Annotated in this window: 21 protein-coding genes; 15 read left to right on the plus strand and 6 right to left on the minus strand. The window is 48.9% G+C overall.

Features of this window, described 5'->3' with window-relative positions; translation table 11 throughout:
- The 9 genes from secY to JK211_RS15120 all read left to right on the plus strand — a co-directional run bounded on the left by secY (window position 1) and on the right by JK211_RS15120 (window position 5,193).
- On the plus strand, window positions 1-1,332 hold the full coding sequence (secY, locus tag JK211_RS15080; RefSeq protein ID WP_212709479.1) for a preprotein translocase subunit SecY: 1,332 nt from the start codon (window positions 1-3) through the stop codon (window positions 1,330-1,332).
- A 32-nt stretch (window positions 1,333-1,364) separates the two neighbouring features.
- Window positions 1,365-1,481: a 50S ribosomal protein L36 gene (gene rpmJ, locus JK211_RS15085; RefSeq protein ID WP_004160566.1), complete on the plus strand. Its 117-nt coding sequence runs from the start codon at window positions 1,365-1,367 to the stop codon at window positions 1,479-1,481.
- A gap of 146 nt (window positions 1,482-1,627) precedes the next feature.
- Window positions 1,628-1,984: a 30S ribosomal protein S13 gene (rpsM, locus tag JK211_RS15090; protein ID WP_038016625.1), complete on the plus strand. Its 357-nt coding sequence runs from the start codon at window positions 1,628-1,630 to the stop codon at window positions 1,982-1,984.
- Between the two features lie 16 nt (window positions 1,985-2,000).
- Window positions 2,001-2,390, plus strand: coding sequence for a 30S ribosomal protein S11 (rpsK, locus tag JK211_RS15095; protein WP_004160563.1), 390 nt, complete (start codon window positions 2,001-2,003; stop codon window positions 2,388-2,390).
- A 33-nt stretch (window positions 2,391-2,423) separates the two neighbouring features.
- Window positions 2,424-3,044, plus strand: coding sequence for a 30S ribosomal protein S4 (rpsD, locus tag JK211_RS15100; protein ID WP_212709480.1), 621 nt, complete (start codon window positions 2,424-2,426; stop codon window positions 3,042-3,044).
- 26 nt (window positions 3,045-3,070) lie between these two features.
- On the plus strand, window positions 3,071-4,060 hold the full coding sequence (rpoA, locus tag JK211_RS15105; protein WP_038016634.1) for a DNA-directed RNA polymerase subunit alpha: 990 nt from the start codon (window positions 3,071-3,073) through the stop codon (window positions 4,058-4,060).
- A gap of 40 nt (window positions 4,061-4,100) precedes the next feature.
- A complete protein-coding gene (gene rplQ / locus JK211_RS15110) occupies window positions 4,101-4,487 on the plus strand; it encodes a 50S ribosomal protein L17 (protein WP_038016637.1) in 387 nt (128 codons plus the stop codon).
- 99 nt (window positions 4,488-4,586) lie between these two features.
- On the plus strand, window positions 4,587-4,964 hold the full coding sequence (locus tag JK211_RS15115) for a DnaJ family domain-containing protein (RefSeq protein ID WP_212709481.1): 378 nt from the start codon (window positions 4,587-4,589) through the stop codon (window positions 4,962-4,964).
- 10 nt (window positions 4,965-4,974) lie between these two features.
- Window positions 4,975-5,193 (plus strand): alternative ribosome-rescue factor A, encoded by a 219-nt coding sequence (locus tag JK211_RS15120; RefSeq protein WP_212709482.1) that lies wholly within the window; start codon window positions 4,975-4,977, stop codon window positions 5,191-5,193.
- Window positions 5,194-5,219: 26 nt separating this feature from the next.
- Here JK211_RS15120 and mscL read toward each other — a convergent pair whose 3' ends face one another.
- The 5 genes from mscL to def form a co-directional block, all read right to left on the minus strand.
- Entirely contained in the window at window positions 5,220-5,615 is a 396-nt protein-coding gene (gene mscL / locus JK211_RS15125) for a large-conductance mechanosensitive channel protein MscL (RefSeq protein ID WP_212709483.1), read from the minus strand.
- A 222-nt stretch (window positions 5,616-5,837) separates the two neighbouring features.
- Window positions 5,838-7,214, minus strand: coding sequence for a Trk system potassium transporter TrkA (trkA, locus tag JK211_RS15130; RefSeq protein ID WP_212709484.1), 1,377 nt, complete (start codon window positions 7,212-7,214; stop codon window positions 5,838-5,840).
- A gap of 20 nt (window positions 7,215-7,234) precedes the next feature.
- Entirely contained in the window at window positions 7,235-8,527 is a 1,293-nt protein-coding gene (gene rsmB / locus JK211_RS15135) for a 16S rRNA (cytosine(967)-C(5))-methyltransferase RsmB (protein ID WP_212709485.1), read from the minus strand.
- 44 nt (window positions 8,528-8,571) lie between these two features.
- Complete coding sequence (gene fmt / locus JK211_RS15140) at window positions 8,572-9,516, minus strand: methionyl-tRNA formyltransferase (RefSeq protein ID WP_212709486.1); 945 nt, start codon at window positions 9,514-9,516, stop codon at window positions 8,572-8,574.
- A 20-nt stretch (window positions 9,517-9,536) separates the two neighbouring features.
- On the minus strand, window positions 9,537-10,049 hold the full coding sequence (def, locus tag JK211_RS15145; protein ID WP_212709487.1) for a peptide deformylase: 513 nt from the start codon (window positions 10,047-10,049) through the stop codon (window positions 9,537-9,539).
- A 116-nt stretch (window positions 10,050-10,165) separates the two neighbouring features.
- Between def and dprA the strand changes: the two genes are divergently transcribed.
- The 6 genes from dprA to JK211_RS15175 are packed head-to-tail and all read left to right on the plus strand — an operon-like array spanning window position 10,166 to window position 13,962.
- On the plus strand, window positions 10,166-11,290 hold the full coding sequence (dprA, locus tag JK211_RS15150) for a DNA-protecting protein DprA (RefSeq protein ID WP_212709488.1): 1,125 nt from the start codon (window positions 10,166-10,168) through the stop codon (window positions 11,288-11,290).
- On the plus strand, window positions 11,262-11,735 hold the full coding sequence (gene smg, locus JK211_RS15155) for a DUF494 family protein Smg (protein ID WP_212709489.1): 474 nt from the start codon (window positions 11,262-11,264) through the stop codon (window positions 11,733-11,735). Before dprA ends, smg begins: the two co-directional genes overlap by 29 nt.
- 24 nt (window positions 11,736-11,759) lie before the next feature.
- Window positions 11,760-12,314, plus strand: coding sequence for a topoisomerase DNA-binding C4 zinc finger domain-containing protein (locus tag JK211_RS15160; RefSeq protein ID WP_212709490.1), 555 nt, complete (start codon window positions 11,760-11,762; stop codon window positions 12,312-12,314).
- Between the two features lie 8 nt (window positions 12,315-12,322).
- Window positions 12,323-12,889: an L-threonylcarbamoyladenylate synthase type 1 TsaC gene (gene tsaC / locus JK211_RS15165; RefSeq protein WP_212709491.1), complete on the plus strand. Its 567-nt coding sequence runs from the start codon at window positions 12,323-12,325 to the stop codon at window positions 12,887-12,889.
- 3 nt (window positions 12,890-12,892) lie between these two features.
- The gene (gene aroE, locus JK211_RS15170; RefSeq protein ID WP_212709492.1) at window positions 12,893-13,708 is read left to right on the plus strand and encodes a shikimate dehydrogenase; all 816 of its coding nucleotides are present in this window, start codon (window positions 12,893-12,895) and stop codon (window positions 13,706-13,708) included.
- The gene (locus JK211_RS15175) at window positions 13,705-13,962 is read left to right on the plus strand and encodes a DUF1488 domain-containing protein (RefSeq protein WP_212709493.1); all 258 of its coding nucleotides are present in this window, start codon (window positions 13,705-13,707) and stop codon (window positions 13,960-13,962) included. Before aroE ends, JK211_RS15175 begins: the two co-directional genes overlap by 4 nt.
- Here JK211_RS15175 and JK211_RS15180 read toward each other — a convergent pair.
- On the minus strand, window positions 13,929-14,486 hold the full coding sequence (locus JK211_RS15180; protein WP_212709494.1) for a gamma carbonic anhydrase family protein: 558 nt from the start codon (window positions 14,484-14,486) through the stop codon (window positions 13,929-13,931). The two genes, JK211_RS15175 and JK211_RS15180, sit on opposite strands and share 34 nt — an antisense overlap.
- Window positions 14,487-14,805 lie beyond the last annotated feature (319 nt).

Below are 14,805 nucleotides of genomic sequence, written 5' to 3' on the forward strand. Positions count from 1 at the left end.
ATGGCTAAACAACCAGGATTAGATTTTCAAAGTGCCAAGGGCGGTATCGGTGAACTAAAGCGCAGACTTCTGTTTGTAATAGGTGCACTGATTGTCTTCCGTATTGGCTCTTTTATTCCAATCCCTGGTATTGATGCCACAGTCCTTGCCAAACTGCTTGAACAACAGCGTGGCACCATCATTGAAATGTTTAACATGTTCTCTGGTGGTGCTCTGAGCCGTGCTTCGATCTTTGCTCTGGGTATTATGCCGTATATTTCGGCATCGATTATTATCCAGCTGCTGACGGTGGTTCATCCGGCGTTAGCGGAAATAAAGAAAGAAGGGGAGGCTGGACGTCGTAAGATAAGCCAGTATACCCGCTACGGTACGTTAGTGTTGGCAATATTCCAGGCCGTGGGCATTGCCACCGGTCTGCCGAATATGCCTGGTATGCAAGGCCTGGTGATGAATCCGGGCTTTGCATTCTACTTTACTGCTGTTGTGAGCCTGGTGACCGGGACAATGTTCCTGATGTGGCTGGGTGAGCAGATTACTGAACGAGGTATCGGTAACGGTATTTCGATCATTATTTTTGCCGGTATTGTTGCGGGTTTACCGCAGGCCGTAGGCCACACTATCGAGCAAGCGCGGCAAGGTGACCTGAACTTCCTCCTGTTGCTGTTGGTTGCAGTTCTTGTATTTGCAGTGACTTTCTTTGTTATTTTCGTTGAACGTGGTCAACGCCGCATTGTGGTAAACTACGCTAAACGTCAACAAGGTCGTCGTGTATACGCTGCACAGAGCACACATTTACCGTTGAAAGTAAATATGGCAGGCGTTATTCCGGCTATTTTTGCTTCCAGCATCATCCTGTTTCCGGCGACAATTGCGTCCTGGTTCGGGGGCGGTACCGGTTGGAACTGGCTGACAACTATTTCGATGTATTTACAGCCAGGTCAGCCGCTTTATGTGCTACTCTATGCGACTGCAATCATCTTCTTCTGTTTCTTCTACACGGCGTTGGTTTTCAACCCACGTGAAACAGCAGATAACCTGAAGAAGTCTGGTGCATTCGTACCGGGAATTCGTCCGGGAGAGCAAACGGCCAGGTATATCGATAAGGTAATGACGCGTTTAACTCTGGTTGGCGCTTTGTATATTACTTTTATCTGTCTGATCCCGGAGTTCATGCGTGAGGCGATGAATGTCCCCTTCTACTTCGGCGGTACTTCACTGCTGATTGTAGTTGTCGTCATCATGGACTTTATGGCTCAAGTGCAAACTCTGATGATGTCGAGTCAGTATGAGTCTGCATTGAAGAAAGCAAACCTGAAAGGCCAAGGCCGTTAATTCAGGAGCTTGAGAAGTTACGGAGAGTAAAAATGAAAGTTCGTGCTTCCGTCAAGAAATTATGTCGTAACTGCAAAATCATCCGTCGCGACGGTGTTGTACGTGTGATTTGCAGTGCCGAGCCTAAGCATAAACAGCGCCAGGGCTGATTTTTTCGCATATTTTTCTTGCAAAGTCGGGTTGAGCTGGCTAGATTAGCCAGCCAATCTTTTGTATGTTAATGCGTTCCCATTTGAGTATCCTGAAAACGGGCTTTTCGGAATGGAACGCAGTTAATAAGTAATAGGAGTGCATAGTGGCCCGTATAGCAGGCATTAACATTCCTGATCATAAACACACCGTTATCGCATTAACTGCGATCTTCGGTATCGGTAAAACCCGTTCTAAGGCGATTTGTGCCTCTACGGGTATTGCTGAAGATGTTAAGATCAGTGAGCTGTCTGAAGAACAGATTGAACAACTGCGTGAAGCAGTTGGCAAATTCGTTGTTGAAGGTGATCTGCGTCGTGAAGTTACCCTGAGCATCAAGCGTCTTATGGACCTTGGTTGCTACCGTGGTTTGCGTCATCGTCGTGGTCTTCCGGTTCGCGGTCAGCGTACCAAGACCAATGCACGTACCCGTAAGGGTCCGCGCAAACCGATCAAGAAATAATCGGGGTGGGTAAATAATGGCAAAGGCACCAGTTCGTGCACGTAAGCGTGTAAGAAAACAAGTCTCAGATGGCGTGGCTCATGTCCATGCGTCTTTTAACAACACCATCGTTACCATTACTGATCGTCAGGGTAACGCACTGGGTTGGGCAACTGCCGGTGGTTCCGGTTTCCGTGGTTCTCGTAAATCTACGCCGTTCGCTGCTCAGGTTGCTGCAGAGCGCTGCGCAGAAGCTGTGAAAGATTACGGTATTAAGAATCTGGAAGTTATGGTTAAGGGTCCGGGTCCGGGTCGCGAATCAACTATTCGTGCTCTGAACGCCGCTGGTTTCCGCATCACTAATATTACTGATGTGACTCCGATCCCTCACAACGGTTGTCGTCCGCCGAAAAAACGTCGCGTATAACGCCCCGTTTTTTAGGTAAGTTGGAGAAAGAAAATGGCAAGATATTTGGGTCCTAAGCTCAAGCTGAGCCGTCGTGAGGGCACTGACTTATTCCTTAAGTCTGGTGTTCGCGCGATCGATACCAAGTGTAAGATTGAACAAGCCCCTGGTCAGCATGGTGCGCGTAAACCGCGTCTGTCTGATTACGGCGGTCAGTTACGTGAGAAGCAGAAAGTTCGTCGTATCTACGGTGTTCTGGAGCGTCAATTCCGTAACTATTATAAAGAAGCAGCTCGTCTGAAAGGCAACACAGGTGAAAACCTGCTGGTTCTGCTGGAAGGCCGTCTGGATAACGTAGTTTATCGTATGGGCTTTGGTGCCACTCGTGCTGAAGCACGTCAGCTGGTTAGCCATAAAGCTGTTATGGTAAATGGCCGCGTTGTTAACATCGCTTCTTATCAGGTTTCTCCGAATGATGTTGTCAGCATCCGTGAGAAAGCCAAAAAGCAATCTCGCGTGAAAGCCGCTCTGGAGCTGGCTGAACAGCGTGAAAAGCCAACCTGGCTTGAAGTTGATGCAGCGAAGATGGAAGGTGTGTTCAAGCGTCAGCCTGAACGTACAGATCTGTCTGCGGACATTAACGAGCACCTGATCATCGAGCTTTACTCTAAATAAAGCTTGAGTACCAAAGAGAGGACACAATGCAGGGTTCTGTGACAGAGTTTCTAAAACCGCGCCTGGTAGATATCGAGCAAGTGAGTTCGACGCACGCCAAGGTGACCCTTGAGCCTTTAGAGCGTGGCTTTGGCCATACTCTGGGTAATGCACTGCGCCGTATTCTGCTTTCTTCCATGCCGGGTTGCGCGGTGACCGAGGTTGAAATTGATGGTGTACTTCATGAGTACAGCACCAAAGAGGGAGTACAGGAAGATATCCTGGAAATCCTGCTCAACCTGAAAGGGCTGGCGGTGAGAGTTCAGGGTAAAGATGAAGTCATTCTGACCCTGAATAAATCTGGCATTGGCCCTGTGACTGCAGCCGATATCACCCATGATGGTGATGTCGAAATCGTCAAGCCACAGCATGTAATTTGCCACCTGACTGATGAAAACGCTTCTGTTAGTATGCGTATCAAAATTCAGCGTGGTCGTGGTTATGTGCCGGCTTCTGCCCGAATTCATTCGGAAGAAGATGAGCGCCCGATTGGTCGTTTATTAGTCGATGCTTGCTACAGCCCTGTAGATCGTATTGCCTACAATGTTGAAGCAGCTCGTGTTGAGCAACGTACCGACCTGGACAAGCTGGTCATCGAAATGGAAACCAACGGCACAATCGATCCTGAAGAGGCGATTCGTCGTGCGGCAACCATCCTGGCAGAACAACTGGACGCTTTTGTTGACTTACGTGATGTACGTCAGCCAGAAGTTAAAGAAGAGAAACCAGAATTCGATCCGATCTTGCTGCGCCCTGTTGACGATCTGGAATTGACTGTCCGCTCTGCTAACTGCCTTAAGGCAGAAGCTATCCACTACATCGGTGATCTGGTACAACGTACTGAGGTTGAGCTTCTTAAGACGCCTAACCTTGGGAAAAAATCTCTTACCGAGATCAAAGACGTGCTGGCTTCGCGTGGACTGTCACTGGGCATGCGCCTGGAAAACTGGCCACCGGCAAGCATTGCTGATGAGTAACCGGATCACAGGTTAAGGTTTCACTGAGAAGGATAAGGTCATGCGCCATCGTAAGAGTGGTCGTCAACTGAACCGTAACAGCAGCCATCGCCAGGCTATGTTCCGTAACATGGCTGGTTCATTGGTTCGTCATGAGATCATCAAGACGACTCTGCCGAAAGCCAAAGAGCTGCGTCGTGTAGTTGAGCCGCTGATTACTCTTGCCAAGACCGACAACGTAGCTAATCGTCGTCTGGCATTCGCACGTACTCGTGATAACGAGATCGTTGCAAAACTGTTTAATGAACTGGGCCCGCGTTTCGCGAGCCGTGCAGGTGGTTACACTCGTATTCTGAAGTGTGGCTTCCGCGCTGGAGACAACGCTCCGATGGCATACATCGAGCTGATTGATCGTCCGGAAGTTCAGGCAGAAGCAACTGCAGAGTAATTTGCAGAAATTAAAAGACCCGCTACGGCGGGTTTTTTATTGTCTGAACAAAAGTGAAGTGCAAAACTGTGATATCAGAGACGACACGGGAGATGTTTCATGTGGCTGATTGACCAACTGGCGGAACGGCATATTCAGGCAGCACTGAATAAGGGGGAGCTTTCCGGGCTTAGCGGCGAAGGTAAACCACTTCAGCTTGATGATGACAGCCAGATTCCTCAGGAATTACGTACCGCTTACCGGTTATTAAAGAATTCGGGTTATCTGCCTCCTGAGCTGGAAGCAAGGCGCGAAGCTCTTGAACTGGCAGATCTTTTGCAACACCTGGATCCTGATGATCATCAGGCCGCTGAATATCATAAACAGCTGCGTCTGCTGGAGTTGAAACTACATCAGGCAGGTCTGAGCACAGAATTTCTTTATGATCGTCACTATGGCGATACTATTATCCGGAATTTAAAGGGCAAAACTGAATAAAGGAAAAGATATGAGTACCTATCGACATCGCAAAGGTGTTATTGCTGATAATGCACTGCAGGCATTGCTTTATGATCCTCTGTTCAGGCAGAGAAGAGAGAACAATAAAAAAGGAAAAGGAAGTTACCGGCGTAAAACCAGGGATAACCGTCAGTGCGGAGAGAGTAATGAAAAAAATATTTTTCATTACTCTCTTTTTTTTAATAAAAAAAAGCCGCTATATCATTGATATAACGGCTTACTTTTAGCCGGTAATTATTTTTTTTCTTTTAATAAATCACGGATTTCTGTCAGCAAGACTTGTTCAGCACTCGGTCCTTTTGCTGCAGGTTCTGCTTTTTTATACAGTTTGTTCATCATTTTTATCGCGATAAAAATCGCAAACGCAACAATCACAAAATCAAAAACAGATTGCAGAAAAACACCATATCCCATGACAACCGCTGGCGTCGTACCATCGGCGGCTTTCAGTACCCACTTGAATTGACTGAAATCGACTCCGCCAATCAGCAGCCCCAATGGCGGCATAATAATATTCGCGACCAGTGAAGAGACAATTTTACCGAAGGCTGCACCGATGATGACACCGACAGCAAGGTCAACAACATTTCCACGCATGGCAAAATCGCGAAATTCTTTGAAAAAACTCATATTATCCCCTGATCTAAAACTAAGTAGTTCTGTTTACGTTAACTATGATATTAGTTAATTAGTGCTTATTTTTCCATATTTGCCATAAAACTCTTTTACGCAGCTTGATGATCTGACGTGTTGCTGGCCGGGCTTCCTTGCGGTGACATCACATCCGTATCCTGGTTATCTGCATCCCCGAAGATACGGCCAGCAGCTGGCGGCTGCTGGCTGATATTCTGGTTAGAGAAAAAACGGACTCGGCTGGAATAGTTTCTCGACATCAGGCACAAATTTTTTGTCAGTCAGGAACATAATGACATGGTCACCTTGTTCGATACGGACATTATCATTCGCTATCATTACTTCCTCACCACGGACTACGGCGCCGATAATGGTCGCCGGTGGCAATTTTATCTCACTGATCATACGGCCAACGACCCGTGAGGTAGTTTCATCACCATGTGCGATAGCTTCGATGGCTTCAGCAATACCACGCCGCAGGGAAGAAACGCCGACAATATCTGCTTTCCGGACATGCCCGAGCAGTGCAGAGATAGTGGCTTGTTGCGGAGAAATCGCAATATCAATGACGCTTCCCTGCACCAGGTCGACGTAAGCACGTCGCTGGATCAGAACCATGGCTTTTTTGGCACCCATTTTTTTAGCCAGCATGGCGGACATGATATTAGCTTCATCATCATTGGTGACCGCAATAAACAGATCGATCTGATCGATATGTTCTTCTGCGAGTAACTCCTGGTCCGATGCATCACCATAGAAGACGATAGTATCATTCAGCAGTTCAGCCAGTTCTGCCGCACGTTCAGCATTTCGTTCAATCAGCTTAACGCTGTATTGTTTTTCCAGTTGCTGTGCCAGCCCGAAGCCGATATTACCGCCACCGACCAGCATGATCCGTTTATAAGGTTTTTCCAGCCGCTGCATTTCACTCATCACTGCACGGATATGCTGATTGGCCGTAATGAAGAACACTTCATCACCCGCTTCAATGATAGTTGAACCCTGAGGACGGATAGGCCGATCCTGGCGAAAAATAGCAGCAACCCGGCTTTCGATATGTGGCATATGTTCCCGCATCACTGATAGCGGATTGCCAATCAGTGGTCCGCCGTAATAGGCTTTGACTACCGCAAGGCTGACTTTGCCTTCAGCGAAGTTAACCACCTGCAGTGCGCCCGGATATTGGATCAGGCGGTATATGCTATCGATCACCAATTGCTCAGGAGAAATAAGATGATCAATAGGGATCGCCTCAGGGATAAATAATTTATCATTATCACGCAGATATTCCGCCGCCCGGATCCGCGCGATCCGGTTGGGAGTATTAAATAATGAATACGCTATCTGGCAGGCGACCATATTGGTTTCATCTGAACTGGTTACGGCAACCAGCATATCTGTATCTTCAGCCCCTGCCTCCCGTAAGACCCTGGGATGGGATGCCTGGCCAGTGACTACACGTAAATCGAATTTATCCTGCAGCTGGCGCAGTCTTCCCGGGTCAGTATCCACAACAGTGATATCGTTATTTTCCCCCACCAGATTTTCTGCCAGTGTTCCGCCGACCTGCCCGGCGCCAAGGATAATAATTTTCATCGTCGTTTCACTCTTATGGGTTATGCGGTTTTGATCAGTTTAGCGTAGAAAAAACCATCACCGCCATCCTGCTGTGGGAACACCTGTAAACCATTAATATCACCACCCGGCAGTGAAACAGGCTGTGCTTCAGGATGGCGTTGCAGAAAGGCAGCTATCTGTAAATGGTTTTCCTGCGGCAGTACGGAGCAGGTTGCATAAACCAGTGTTCCGCCGGCTTTCAGGTGTGGCCATACAGCGTCCAGTATTTGCGCCTGTAATGTCGCCAGCTCATCAATATCACTGTCGCGGCGCAGCCACTTTATATCCGGGTGACGGCGAATAACACCGGTAGCAGAGCAGGGGGCATCCAGTAAAATACGGTCAAATTGACGTTCACCGCACCAGTCTGCCGGGGTTCTTCCGTCCCCCTGTTTTACTTCGGCTTGCATTTGCAGCCGTGCAAGATTTTCAGTGACGCGGCTCAAACGTTGTTCATCAACATCGACAGCCAAAACCCTGGCATCCGGCGCTATCTCGAGAATATGCGTTGTCTTACCGCCCGGGGCTGCACACAGATCGAGGATATCTTCGTTATCCTGCGGGGCCAGATATTGCGCACAACGTTGTGCTGATAAGTCCTGTACCGTCACCCATCCTGCAGAAAATCCGGGTAACTGATGTACTGCTGCGGGTTTTTCCAGCCGGACGCCATCGACAGATAAATCGTCGCTAAAGCCAGTCATTCCTTCCGCAGCCAGTAACTTCAGCCATTGATCACGTGAATGATGCTGGCGGTTAACTCTGAGCCACATCGGCGGGCGCTGATTGTTAGCATCGATAATCTGCTGCCATTGTGCTGGCCAGCTGGTTTTTAGCCGTTTAATTAACCATGAAGGATGCAGCAGATTGACACTTTGTCCGGTTAATTCTTCCAGTAGTTCTGTCTGACGGCGCTGAAACTGACGTAAGACCACGTTTATCAGTCCTTTCAGGCTCTGTCTTTTGAGAACCACAGCACCTTCAACGGTTTCTGCGAGGATGGCATGGGGCGGGATACGGGTATACAGCATCTGATAAATACCGACCATCAGCAGGTAGTGTATCGTCCGTTGTTTACCGGTCATTGGCCGTTCCATTAGCTTACCAATCAGGGCATCTAACTGTGGCAGCGTCCGGGCGATACCGAAACAGATTTCCTGTAACAGTGCACTGTCTTTATCACTGAGCCCCTTTTGTGCCGCAGGCAATATGGTACCCAGTGACTGGCCTTTATCGACCACCTGCTCAATCAGCCGTGCTGCCAGACTGCGCAGGTTTGTTGTTTTTTTCATGAGATATCTTCAACGGGCCGGCGTTGCCGGCAGGTTTCGTGTCCTCAGGCCAGGACAGTACCAGAAGTGAACCATTCCTGACGTGAGTTAAGCAGATCTTTGGCTGGCATCGCTTTTTTACCCGCGGGCTGCAGGATTTCCAGTTGCAGTACACCTTCTGCAGTGGCGACTTGTATACCCTGTTTGTCAGACTGTACGATTGTCCCTGGCTGTACGTCCTGATGGGGAAGTACCGTGGCCAGCCATACTTTGACCGGTTGTTCATCAACCATAAAGTAACTCACCGGCCAGGGATTAAAGGCCCGGATACACCTTTCCAGCTGTTTGGCGGACAGATTCCAGTCCAGTCTGGCTTCTTCTTTACTGAGTTTACTTGCATAGGTTGCCAGGGAATCATCCTGCTTTTCCGCGACAGCAGTTCCGTTGGCAAGCTGTTGCAGGGTTTGCAGCATCCCTTGCGGGCCCAGTTGTGCCAGCGAATCATACAGCGAAGCACTGGTATCCTGCGGGGTTATCGGGCAATTAAGCCTGAGTAACATGTCACCGGTATCCAGGCCGATATCCATCTGCATGATGGTTATACCTGTATGCTGATCTCCAGCCCAGAGTGCACGCTGGATAGGCGCAGCACCACGCCAGCGCGGCAGTAATGAACCGTGAACATTAATACATCCCAGACGTGGCATATCGAGAACCGCCTGTGGTAATAACAAGCCATACGCGACAACCACCATGATGTCGGCATCCAGGCCGGCGATTAATTGCTGATTTTCCTGCTGACGTAAGGACGCTGGCTGGAAAACGGGAACCTGATGAGATTCCGCCAGGGCTTTCACCGGGCTGGCAACTAACTTTTTACCGCGGCCGGCAGGGCGGTCTGGCTGAGTAAAGACACCGACGATCTGATGTTCAGATGCAAACAGCGCGTCAAGATGACGCGCTGCAAAATCAGGTGTGCCGGCAAAAATGATTTTTAACGAATCGGACACAATCACCCCTTATGCGGGTTTCAGGACGCCCTGGACGTTTGCCGGGCAAGTTTTTCCAGTTTCTGACGGATACGCTGACGTTTCAGCGGCGACAGATAATCGACAAATAATTTACCCATCAGATGATCCATTTCATGCTGAATGCAGATTGCCAGCAGGCCATCGGTTTCCAGCTCGTAGGATTCACCGTCACGGTTCAGGGCACGGATCTTCACCCGTTCAGCCCTGGGTACCAGTGCGCGTTGTTCAGGAATGGAAAGACAACCTTCCTCAATTCCGGTTTCGCCACTTTTTTCCAGTAATTCAGGGTTTATCAGTACCAGCTGTTGCTCCCGGTTCTCGGAAACATCAATCACAATAATGCGCTGATGGATATCGACCTGAGTTGCAGCCAGACCGATACCTTCTTCGGCATACATAGTCTCGAACATGTCGTCGACAATGCGCTGAATATCTTTATTTACTTCTTTTACTGGCGCAGCAACTGTACGGAGTCGCTCGTCAGGGAAATGTAATACCTGTAAGACTGACATAAATTTCCGGATATTTATTCATGATATTTTAATTGACTGCCTTATATTGTAGACGTTTCATCAGGTGATTGACAGTATTGCCGCAGGGATAAAGCGTCTGTCAGAGGGATCGCCGGATGGATAGAACAGAGAAATGGTTACGCCTTGCTGCGGTCCGGGGCCTGAAGCATACAGCCAGGCTGGCAGTCATTTATCAGCTTGAAGATCAGCCGGTAATAACTGAAGCTTTTCTGCAGTCACTCCTTCTGACACCACAACAATGCCAGCAGTTTTTTAGTGTCAGTGAAACCGGGCTTACACTGACCCGAAAATGGCTTGATACTGAAAATCATCATCTGGTGTGCTTTTCTGATACCAGATATCCGCATTTACTGGCAGAGACAACAGGAGGGCCGTTGTGTCTGTTTGTCGAAGGCGATCCGGCAGTACTTTCTTCACCTCAGCTGGCAATTGTTGGCAGCCGGCAATGTACCAGATACGGTCAGCACTGGACTGAATGCTTTTCCCGGGCCTTATCTCTGAGCGGGCTGACACTGACCAGCGGACTCGCACTGGGAGTTGACAGCATAGCCCATCGTGCTGCTTTAGCCTCCGACGGGAAAACGGTAGCAGTGCTGGGCAGCGGGTTAATGAATATCTATCCGCGCCAGCACTGGCAGCTTAGCCGTGACATCATCCTGCAGGGCGGAGCAATAGTTTCTGAATTTCCTCTGACGGCAGCACCACACCCCGGGAACTTTCCCCGGCGTAACCGGATAATCAGTGGCCTGAGCCTGGGGGTGCTGGTGACAGAAGCTGTGCTGAAAAGTGGATCATTAATTACGGCCCGTTATGCGTTAGAACAAAACCGTAACCTGTATGCCTTGCCCGGTGCGCTGGCTAAACCTGAAAGCGAAGGAACGCACTGGCTTATCCAGCAGGGGGCGTTACTGGTGACCCACCCGAATGATGTGCTGGAAGATTTACAAACCGGTTATCATTCTTTGCTGTTTTCTGCGGTTGAACAAATAAATTCATCAGAGTATGACACTGTTCCATTGCCATTTGCTGGTGTGTTGGCTAACGTAGATGATGAGGTTACACCTGTTGACGTCGTCGCTGAACGTGCCGGCCAACCTGTGCCAGTTATCGCCACTGCGTTATTAGAACTGGAGTTAGCAGGATGGATCGCAGCTGTACCCGGCGGCTATGTCCGTTTAAGGAGGGCATGCCATGTTCGACGTACTTATGTACTTGTTTGAGACTTATATTCATACCGGGACTGACACGCAGGTTGACCAGGGGAAGCTGACGGATGATCTTACTGACGCGGGCTTTGAGCAGGACGATATTGCCAATGCCCTGAGCTGGCTGGAGAAACTGGCTGATTATCAGGAAGGGCTGATCGAGCCTATCCGGATGGCGTGCGATCCGCTGTCGATGCGTATTTATACACCTGAAGAGTGTCAGAAGCTTGATGCAGACTGTCGCGGATTTTTGCTGTTCCTGGAGCAGATCCGGGTACTGAATCTTGAAACCCGTGAAATGGTTATTGAGCGGGTAACCGCTCTGGATACCCGGGAATTTGAACTTGATGACCTGAAGTGGGTGGTCCTGATGGTATTGTTTAATATTCCGGGATGTGAAGATGCGTATCAGCAAATGGAAGAGTTACTTTTCGATGCTAATGACAGTATTCTCCACTGATAATATCTTCTGTGTAGTGAAATTATGACTAAAACAGCACTGTTTGCTGTGCACCATCAGGAAAATTGCCCCGTCTGCGGGGCTGAATTAGTGATTCGTTCTGGTAAGCACGGCCCTTTTACCGGATGTTCGGCTTATCCTGAATGTGATTATATCCGTCCGCTGGGACCGCGGAGTGATGGTCACGTTATTAAAATTCTTGAAGGCATTCCTTGCCCTGAGTGCGGCGCAGATAAAGCGCTGCGTCAGGGACGCTACGGGATGTTTATTTGCTGCAGCCATTACCCGGACTGCACACATAGCGAAACTATCGACCAGCCGGATGATACCGGAATTTCCTGTCCACAGTGCCAGCAGGGTGAACTGGTTCAGCGTCGTTCCCGTTACGGTAAATATTTCCACGCCTGTAGCCGTTACCCTGATTGCCAGTTTGTCGTGAATACCCGGCCGGTCGCCGGAGAATGCCCTGCATGTCATTTTCCTTTGTTAACAGAAAAGAAGACAGCTAAAGGCGTACGTTTAATTTGTGCCAGTAAAGTGTGCGGCAAGCCCGTCGCCGAAGATAACCAGGAAAAATAGCGTCCATTATGTCGACTGATTCAGTTTCAGATTCTTTGCAATATTGTGTTGAGCAATTACATAACAATGAGGTTATCGCCTACCCGACCGAAGCAGTATTCGGTCTGGGATGTGATCCGGACAGTGAGCAGGCGGTAATGGCTTTGCTGGCGTTAAAAAAACGCCCTGCAGAAAAAGGATTGATCCTTATTGCCGCGAACTATCAACAACTGTTTCCTTATATAAGTGATGAACGACTGACGACAGAACAACGAGAACGAATGTTTTCTCACTGGCCGGGGCCGGTGACATTTGTGGTTCCTTCAACAGCTCCGGGCTGGCTCAGAGGACGTTTTGATTCACTGGCTGTAAGGGTCAGTGACCATCCCGGTGTGCAGCAGCTATGCCTGGCTTTTGGTAAACCACTGGTTTCTACCAGTGCGAACTTATCCGGTCAGGAACCCTGCCGGAATGTCCGGGAAGTGGCGGAACAGTTTGGTACGGATTTCCCCGTATTAAATGATGTGACCGGCGGGCGTGACAATCCTTCAGAAATCCGGAATGTTATTACCGGTGAACTTATCCGGCAGGGGTAACGCATGGACGATTTTGTTGTTTTTGGAAATCCGGTTAATCACAGTAAATCGCCTTTTATCCATCAGCTGTTTGCCGCACAGACAGGAGTCCCGCATAGCTACGGACGGATATGTGCACCTGTTGATCAGTTTGTATCGACAGCCAGTGTCTTTTTCAGTGAGGGAGGGAAGGGAGCAAATGTCACTTTACCTTTCAAGCAGGAAGCCTGTGCCATGGCGGACGAACTGACAGAACGTGCCGCATTATCAAAAGCGGTTAATACATTAAAGAAACTGCCTGATGGAAAACTGCTGGGTGATAATACCGATGGCATAGGTTTGCTTAGCGACCTGCAACGATTACAGATGATTACTCCCGACTCGCATATTCTGCTGGTGGGCGCTGGCGGGGCGGCGAGGGGCGTGATTCTGCCATTGCTTGCATTCGGTTGCAGGATAACTATAACTAACCGCACTCTTTCCAGAGCAGAAACGCTGGTCGAAACTTACGGTCATGCAGGAACGATTATTGCCAGTGAACATAACTCGCTGCAGCACGGCTATGATCTGATTATTAATGCAACATCCAGCGGGGTAAAGGGCGAAGTTCCCCGACTTCCCGACACAGTCTTCAGCAGCACGACGCAGTGTTACGATATGTTCTACCAGCAGGGTAATACTCCTTTTCTGAGCCTTGCGGCACAGCAAGGGGCGGGGGTATGTGCTGATGGGATAGGGATGCTGGTGGCACAGGCAGCACATTCATTTATGTTATGGCACGGTGTCATGCCCGATATCAAACCCGTGATCGACGCTGTGAAAGAAGCATTACAGCCATGAATCAGGCATTACAATTCCCGGACCGTGAAGAGTGGGATGAGGTCAGACAGGCCGTATGTTTTCCTGCTTTATATCAGGGGATGCAGCTTCACTGTGCTATCACCGCTGCTGACCTTCGCCATAGATTTGGTGAAGGTCAGCCACTTAAGCTGTTCCGTCAGCATCGCTGGGACATCGAAGATGATATGGAATCGCGGATAATCGCCGGTACTGACGATGATTATGGCTGGTTCTGGTTATCTTCGGACAGATAGTTATTTTTCCATTTAACGTAGTTTGCTGCGGAATACAACAGCCCCTGCTTTTCGTCGTCTGTCAGACGACGAATTTGCTTTACGGGGCTTCCCAGATACAGGTAGCCGCTTGCCAGTCGTTTGCCTGGCGGAACCAGACTCCCTGCCCCGATCATGACATCTTCTTCTATATATGCACCATCCAGCAAAATTGAACCCATTCCGACCAGTACCCGATTCCCGATAGTGCAGCCATGTAGCATAGCTTTATGTCCGACAGTAACATCATCGCCAATTATCAGTGGGTGACCTTGCGGATTATTTATGGAACAGTGGCTGACATGCAAAACACTGCCATCCTGAATATTACTGCGTTTACCGATAGCTATCTTATTTACATCACCCCGTATCACAACCAGTGGCCAGATACTGACATCATCACCAATAATGACATTGCCTGTCACAACGCTGGAGGGATCGATCATAACGTCTGCGCCGGTTTGTGGTGAATATCCCTGGTATTGACGTAACGGATTAACGGACATAACAGAAACTCCATTATTGCTCTTTCACTGATACCGGCAGGGGAAATATGAGTTTTCCCTCTTACGGCGACGCTTTTACCCGGTGTTATATTTAAAGAACAGCATACAAAATAAGACGCTGCGCATTCCCTGAACCTGTCTGTATTGGTCGTTATTGTGTTTAACTCCGCGAATAAAACCGGTAAATGACCACTAAACAGACACACTGTGCAGGTTTATACACCGATCGGGGTGAAAGTTCACCAGTCAGTAATTAATTTAAAATAAACCCTTGCCAGAAAAAATTAACTCCCTATAATGCGCATCCACTGACACGGCA

The sequence above is a fragment of the Tatumella sp. JGM130 genome, assembly GCF_018257525.1.
GTDB lineage: Bacteria > Pseudomonadota > Gammaproteobacteria > Enterobacterales > Enterobacteriaceae > Tatumella > Tatumella punctata.

Bases quoted from the DNA above. Each gene is read 5' to 3' on its own strand.
- secY (WP_212709479.1), top strand. From the start codon at position 1: ATGGCTAAACAACCAGGATTAGATTTTCAAAGTGCCAAGGGCGGTATC.
- rpmJ (WP_004160566.1), top strand. From the start codon at position 1,365: ATGAAAGTTCGTGCTTCCGTCAAGAAATTATGTCGTAACTGCAAAATC.
- rpsK (WP_004160563.1), top strand. From the start codon at position 2,001: ATGGCAAAGGCACCAGTTCGTGCACGTAAGCGTGTAAGAAAACAAGTC.
- rpsD (WP_212709480.1), top strand. From the start codon at position 2,424: ATGGCAAGATATTTGGGTCCTAAGCTCAAGCTGAGCCGTCGTGAGGGC.
- rpoA (WP_038016634.1), top strand. From the start codon at position 3,071: ATGCAGGGTTCTGTGACAGAGTTTCTAAAACCGCGCCTGGTAGATATC.
- rplQ (WP_038016637.1), top strand. From the start codon at position 4,101: ATGCGCCATCGTAAGAGTGGTCGTCAACTGAACCGTAACAGCAGCCAT.
- JK211_RS15115 (WP_212709481.1), top strand. From the start codon at position 4,587: ATGTGGCTGATTGACCAACTGGCGGAACGGCATATTCAGGCAGCACTG.
- JK211_RS15120 (WP_212709482.1), top strand. From the start codon at position 4,975: ATGAGTACCTATCGACATCGCAAAGGTGTTATTGCTGATAATGCACTG.
- mscL (WP_212709483.1), bottom strand. From the start codon at position 5,615: ATGAGTTTTTTCAAAGAATTTCGCGATTTTGCCATGCGTGGAAATGTT.
- trkA (WP_212709484.1), bottom strand. From the start codon at position 7,214: ATGAAAATTATTATCCTTGGCGCCGGGCAGGTCGGCGGAACACTGGCA.
- rsmB (WP_212709485.1), bottom strand. From the start codon at position 8,527: ATGAAAAAAACAACAAACCTGCGCAGTCTGGCAGCACGGCTGATTGAG.
- def (WP_212709487.1), bottom strand. From the start codon at position 10,049: ATGTCAGTCTTACAGGTATTACATTTCCCTGACGAGCGACTCCGTACA.
- dprA (WP_212709488.1), top strand. From the start codon at position 10,166: ATGGATAGAACAGAGAAATGGTTACGCCTTGCTGCGGTCCGGGGCCTG.
- smg (WP_212709489.1), top strand. From the start codon at position 11,262: ATGTTCGACGTACTTATGTACTTGTTTGAGACTTATATTCATACCGGG.
- JK211_RS15160 (WP_212709490.1), top strand. From the start codon at position 11,760: ATGACTAAAACAGCACTGTTTGCTGTGCACCATCAGGAAAATTGCCCC.
- tsaC (WP_212709491.1), top strand. From the start codon at position 12,323: ATGTCGACTGATTCAGTTTCAGATTCTTTGCAATATTGTGTTGAGCAA.
- aroE (WP_212709492.1), top strand. From the start codon at position 12,893: ATGGACGATTTTGTTGTTTTTGGAAATCCGGTTAATCACAGTAAATCG.
- JK211_RS15175 (WP_212709493.1), top strand. From the start codon at position 13,705: ATGAATCAGGCATTACAATTCCCGGACCGTGAAGAGTGGGATGAGGTC.
- JK211_RS15180 (WP_212709494.1), bottom strand. From the start codon at position 14,486: ATGTCCGTTAATCCGTTACGTCAATACCAGGGATATTCACCACAAACC.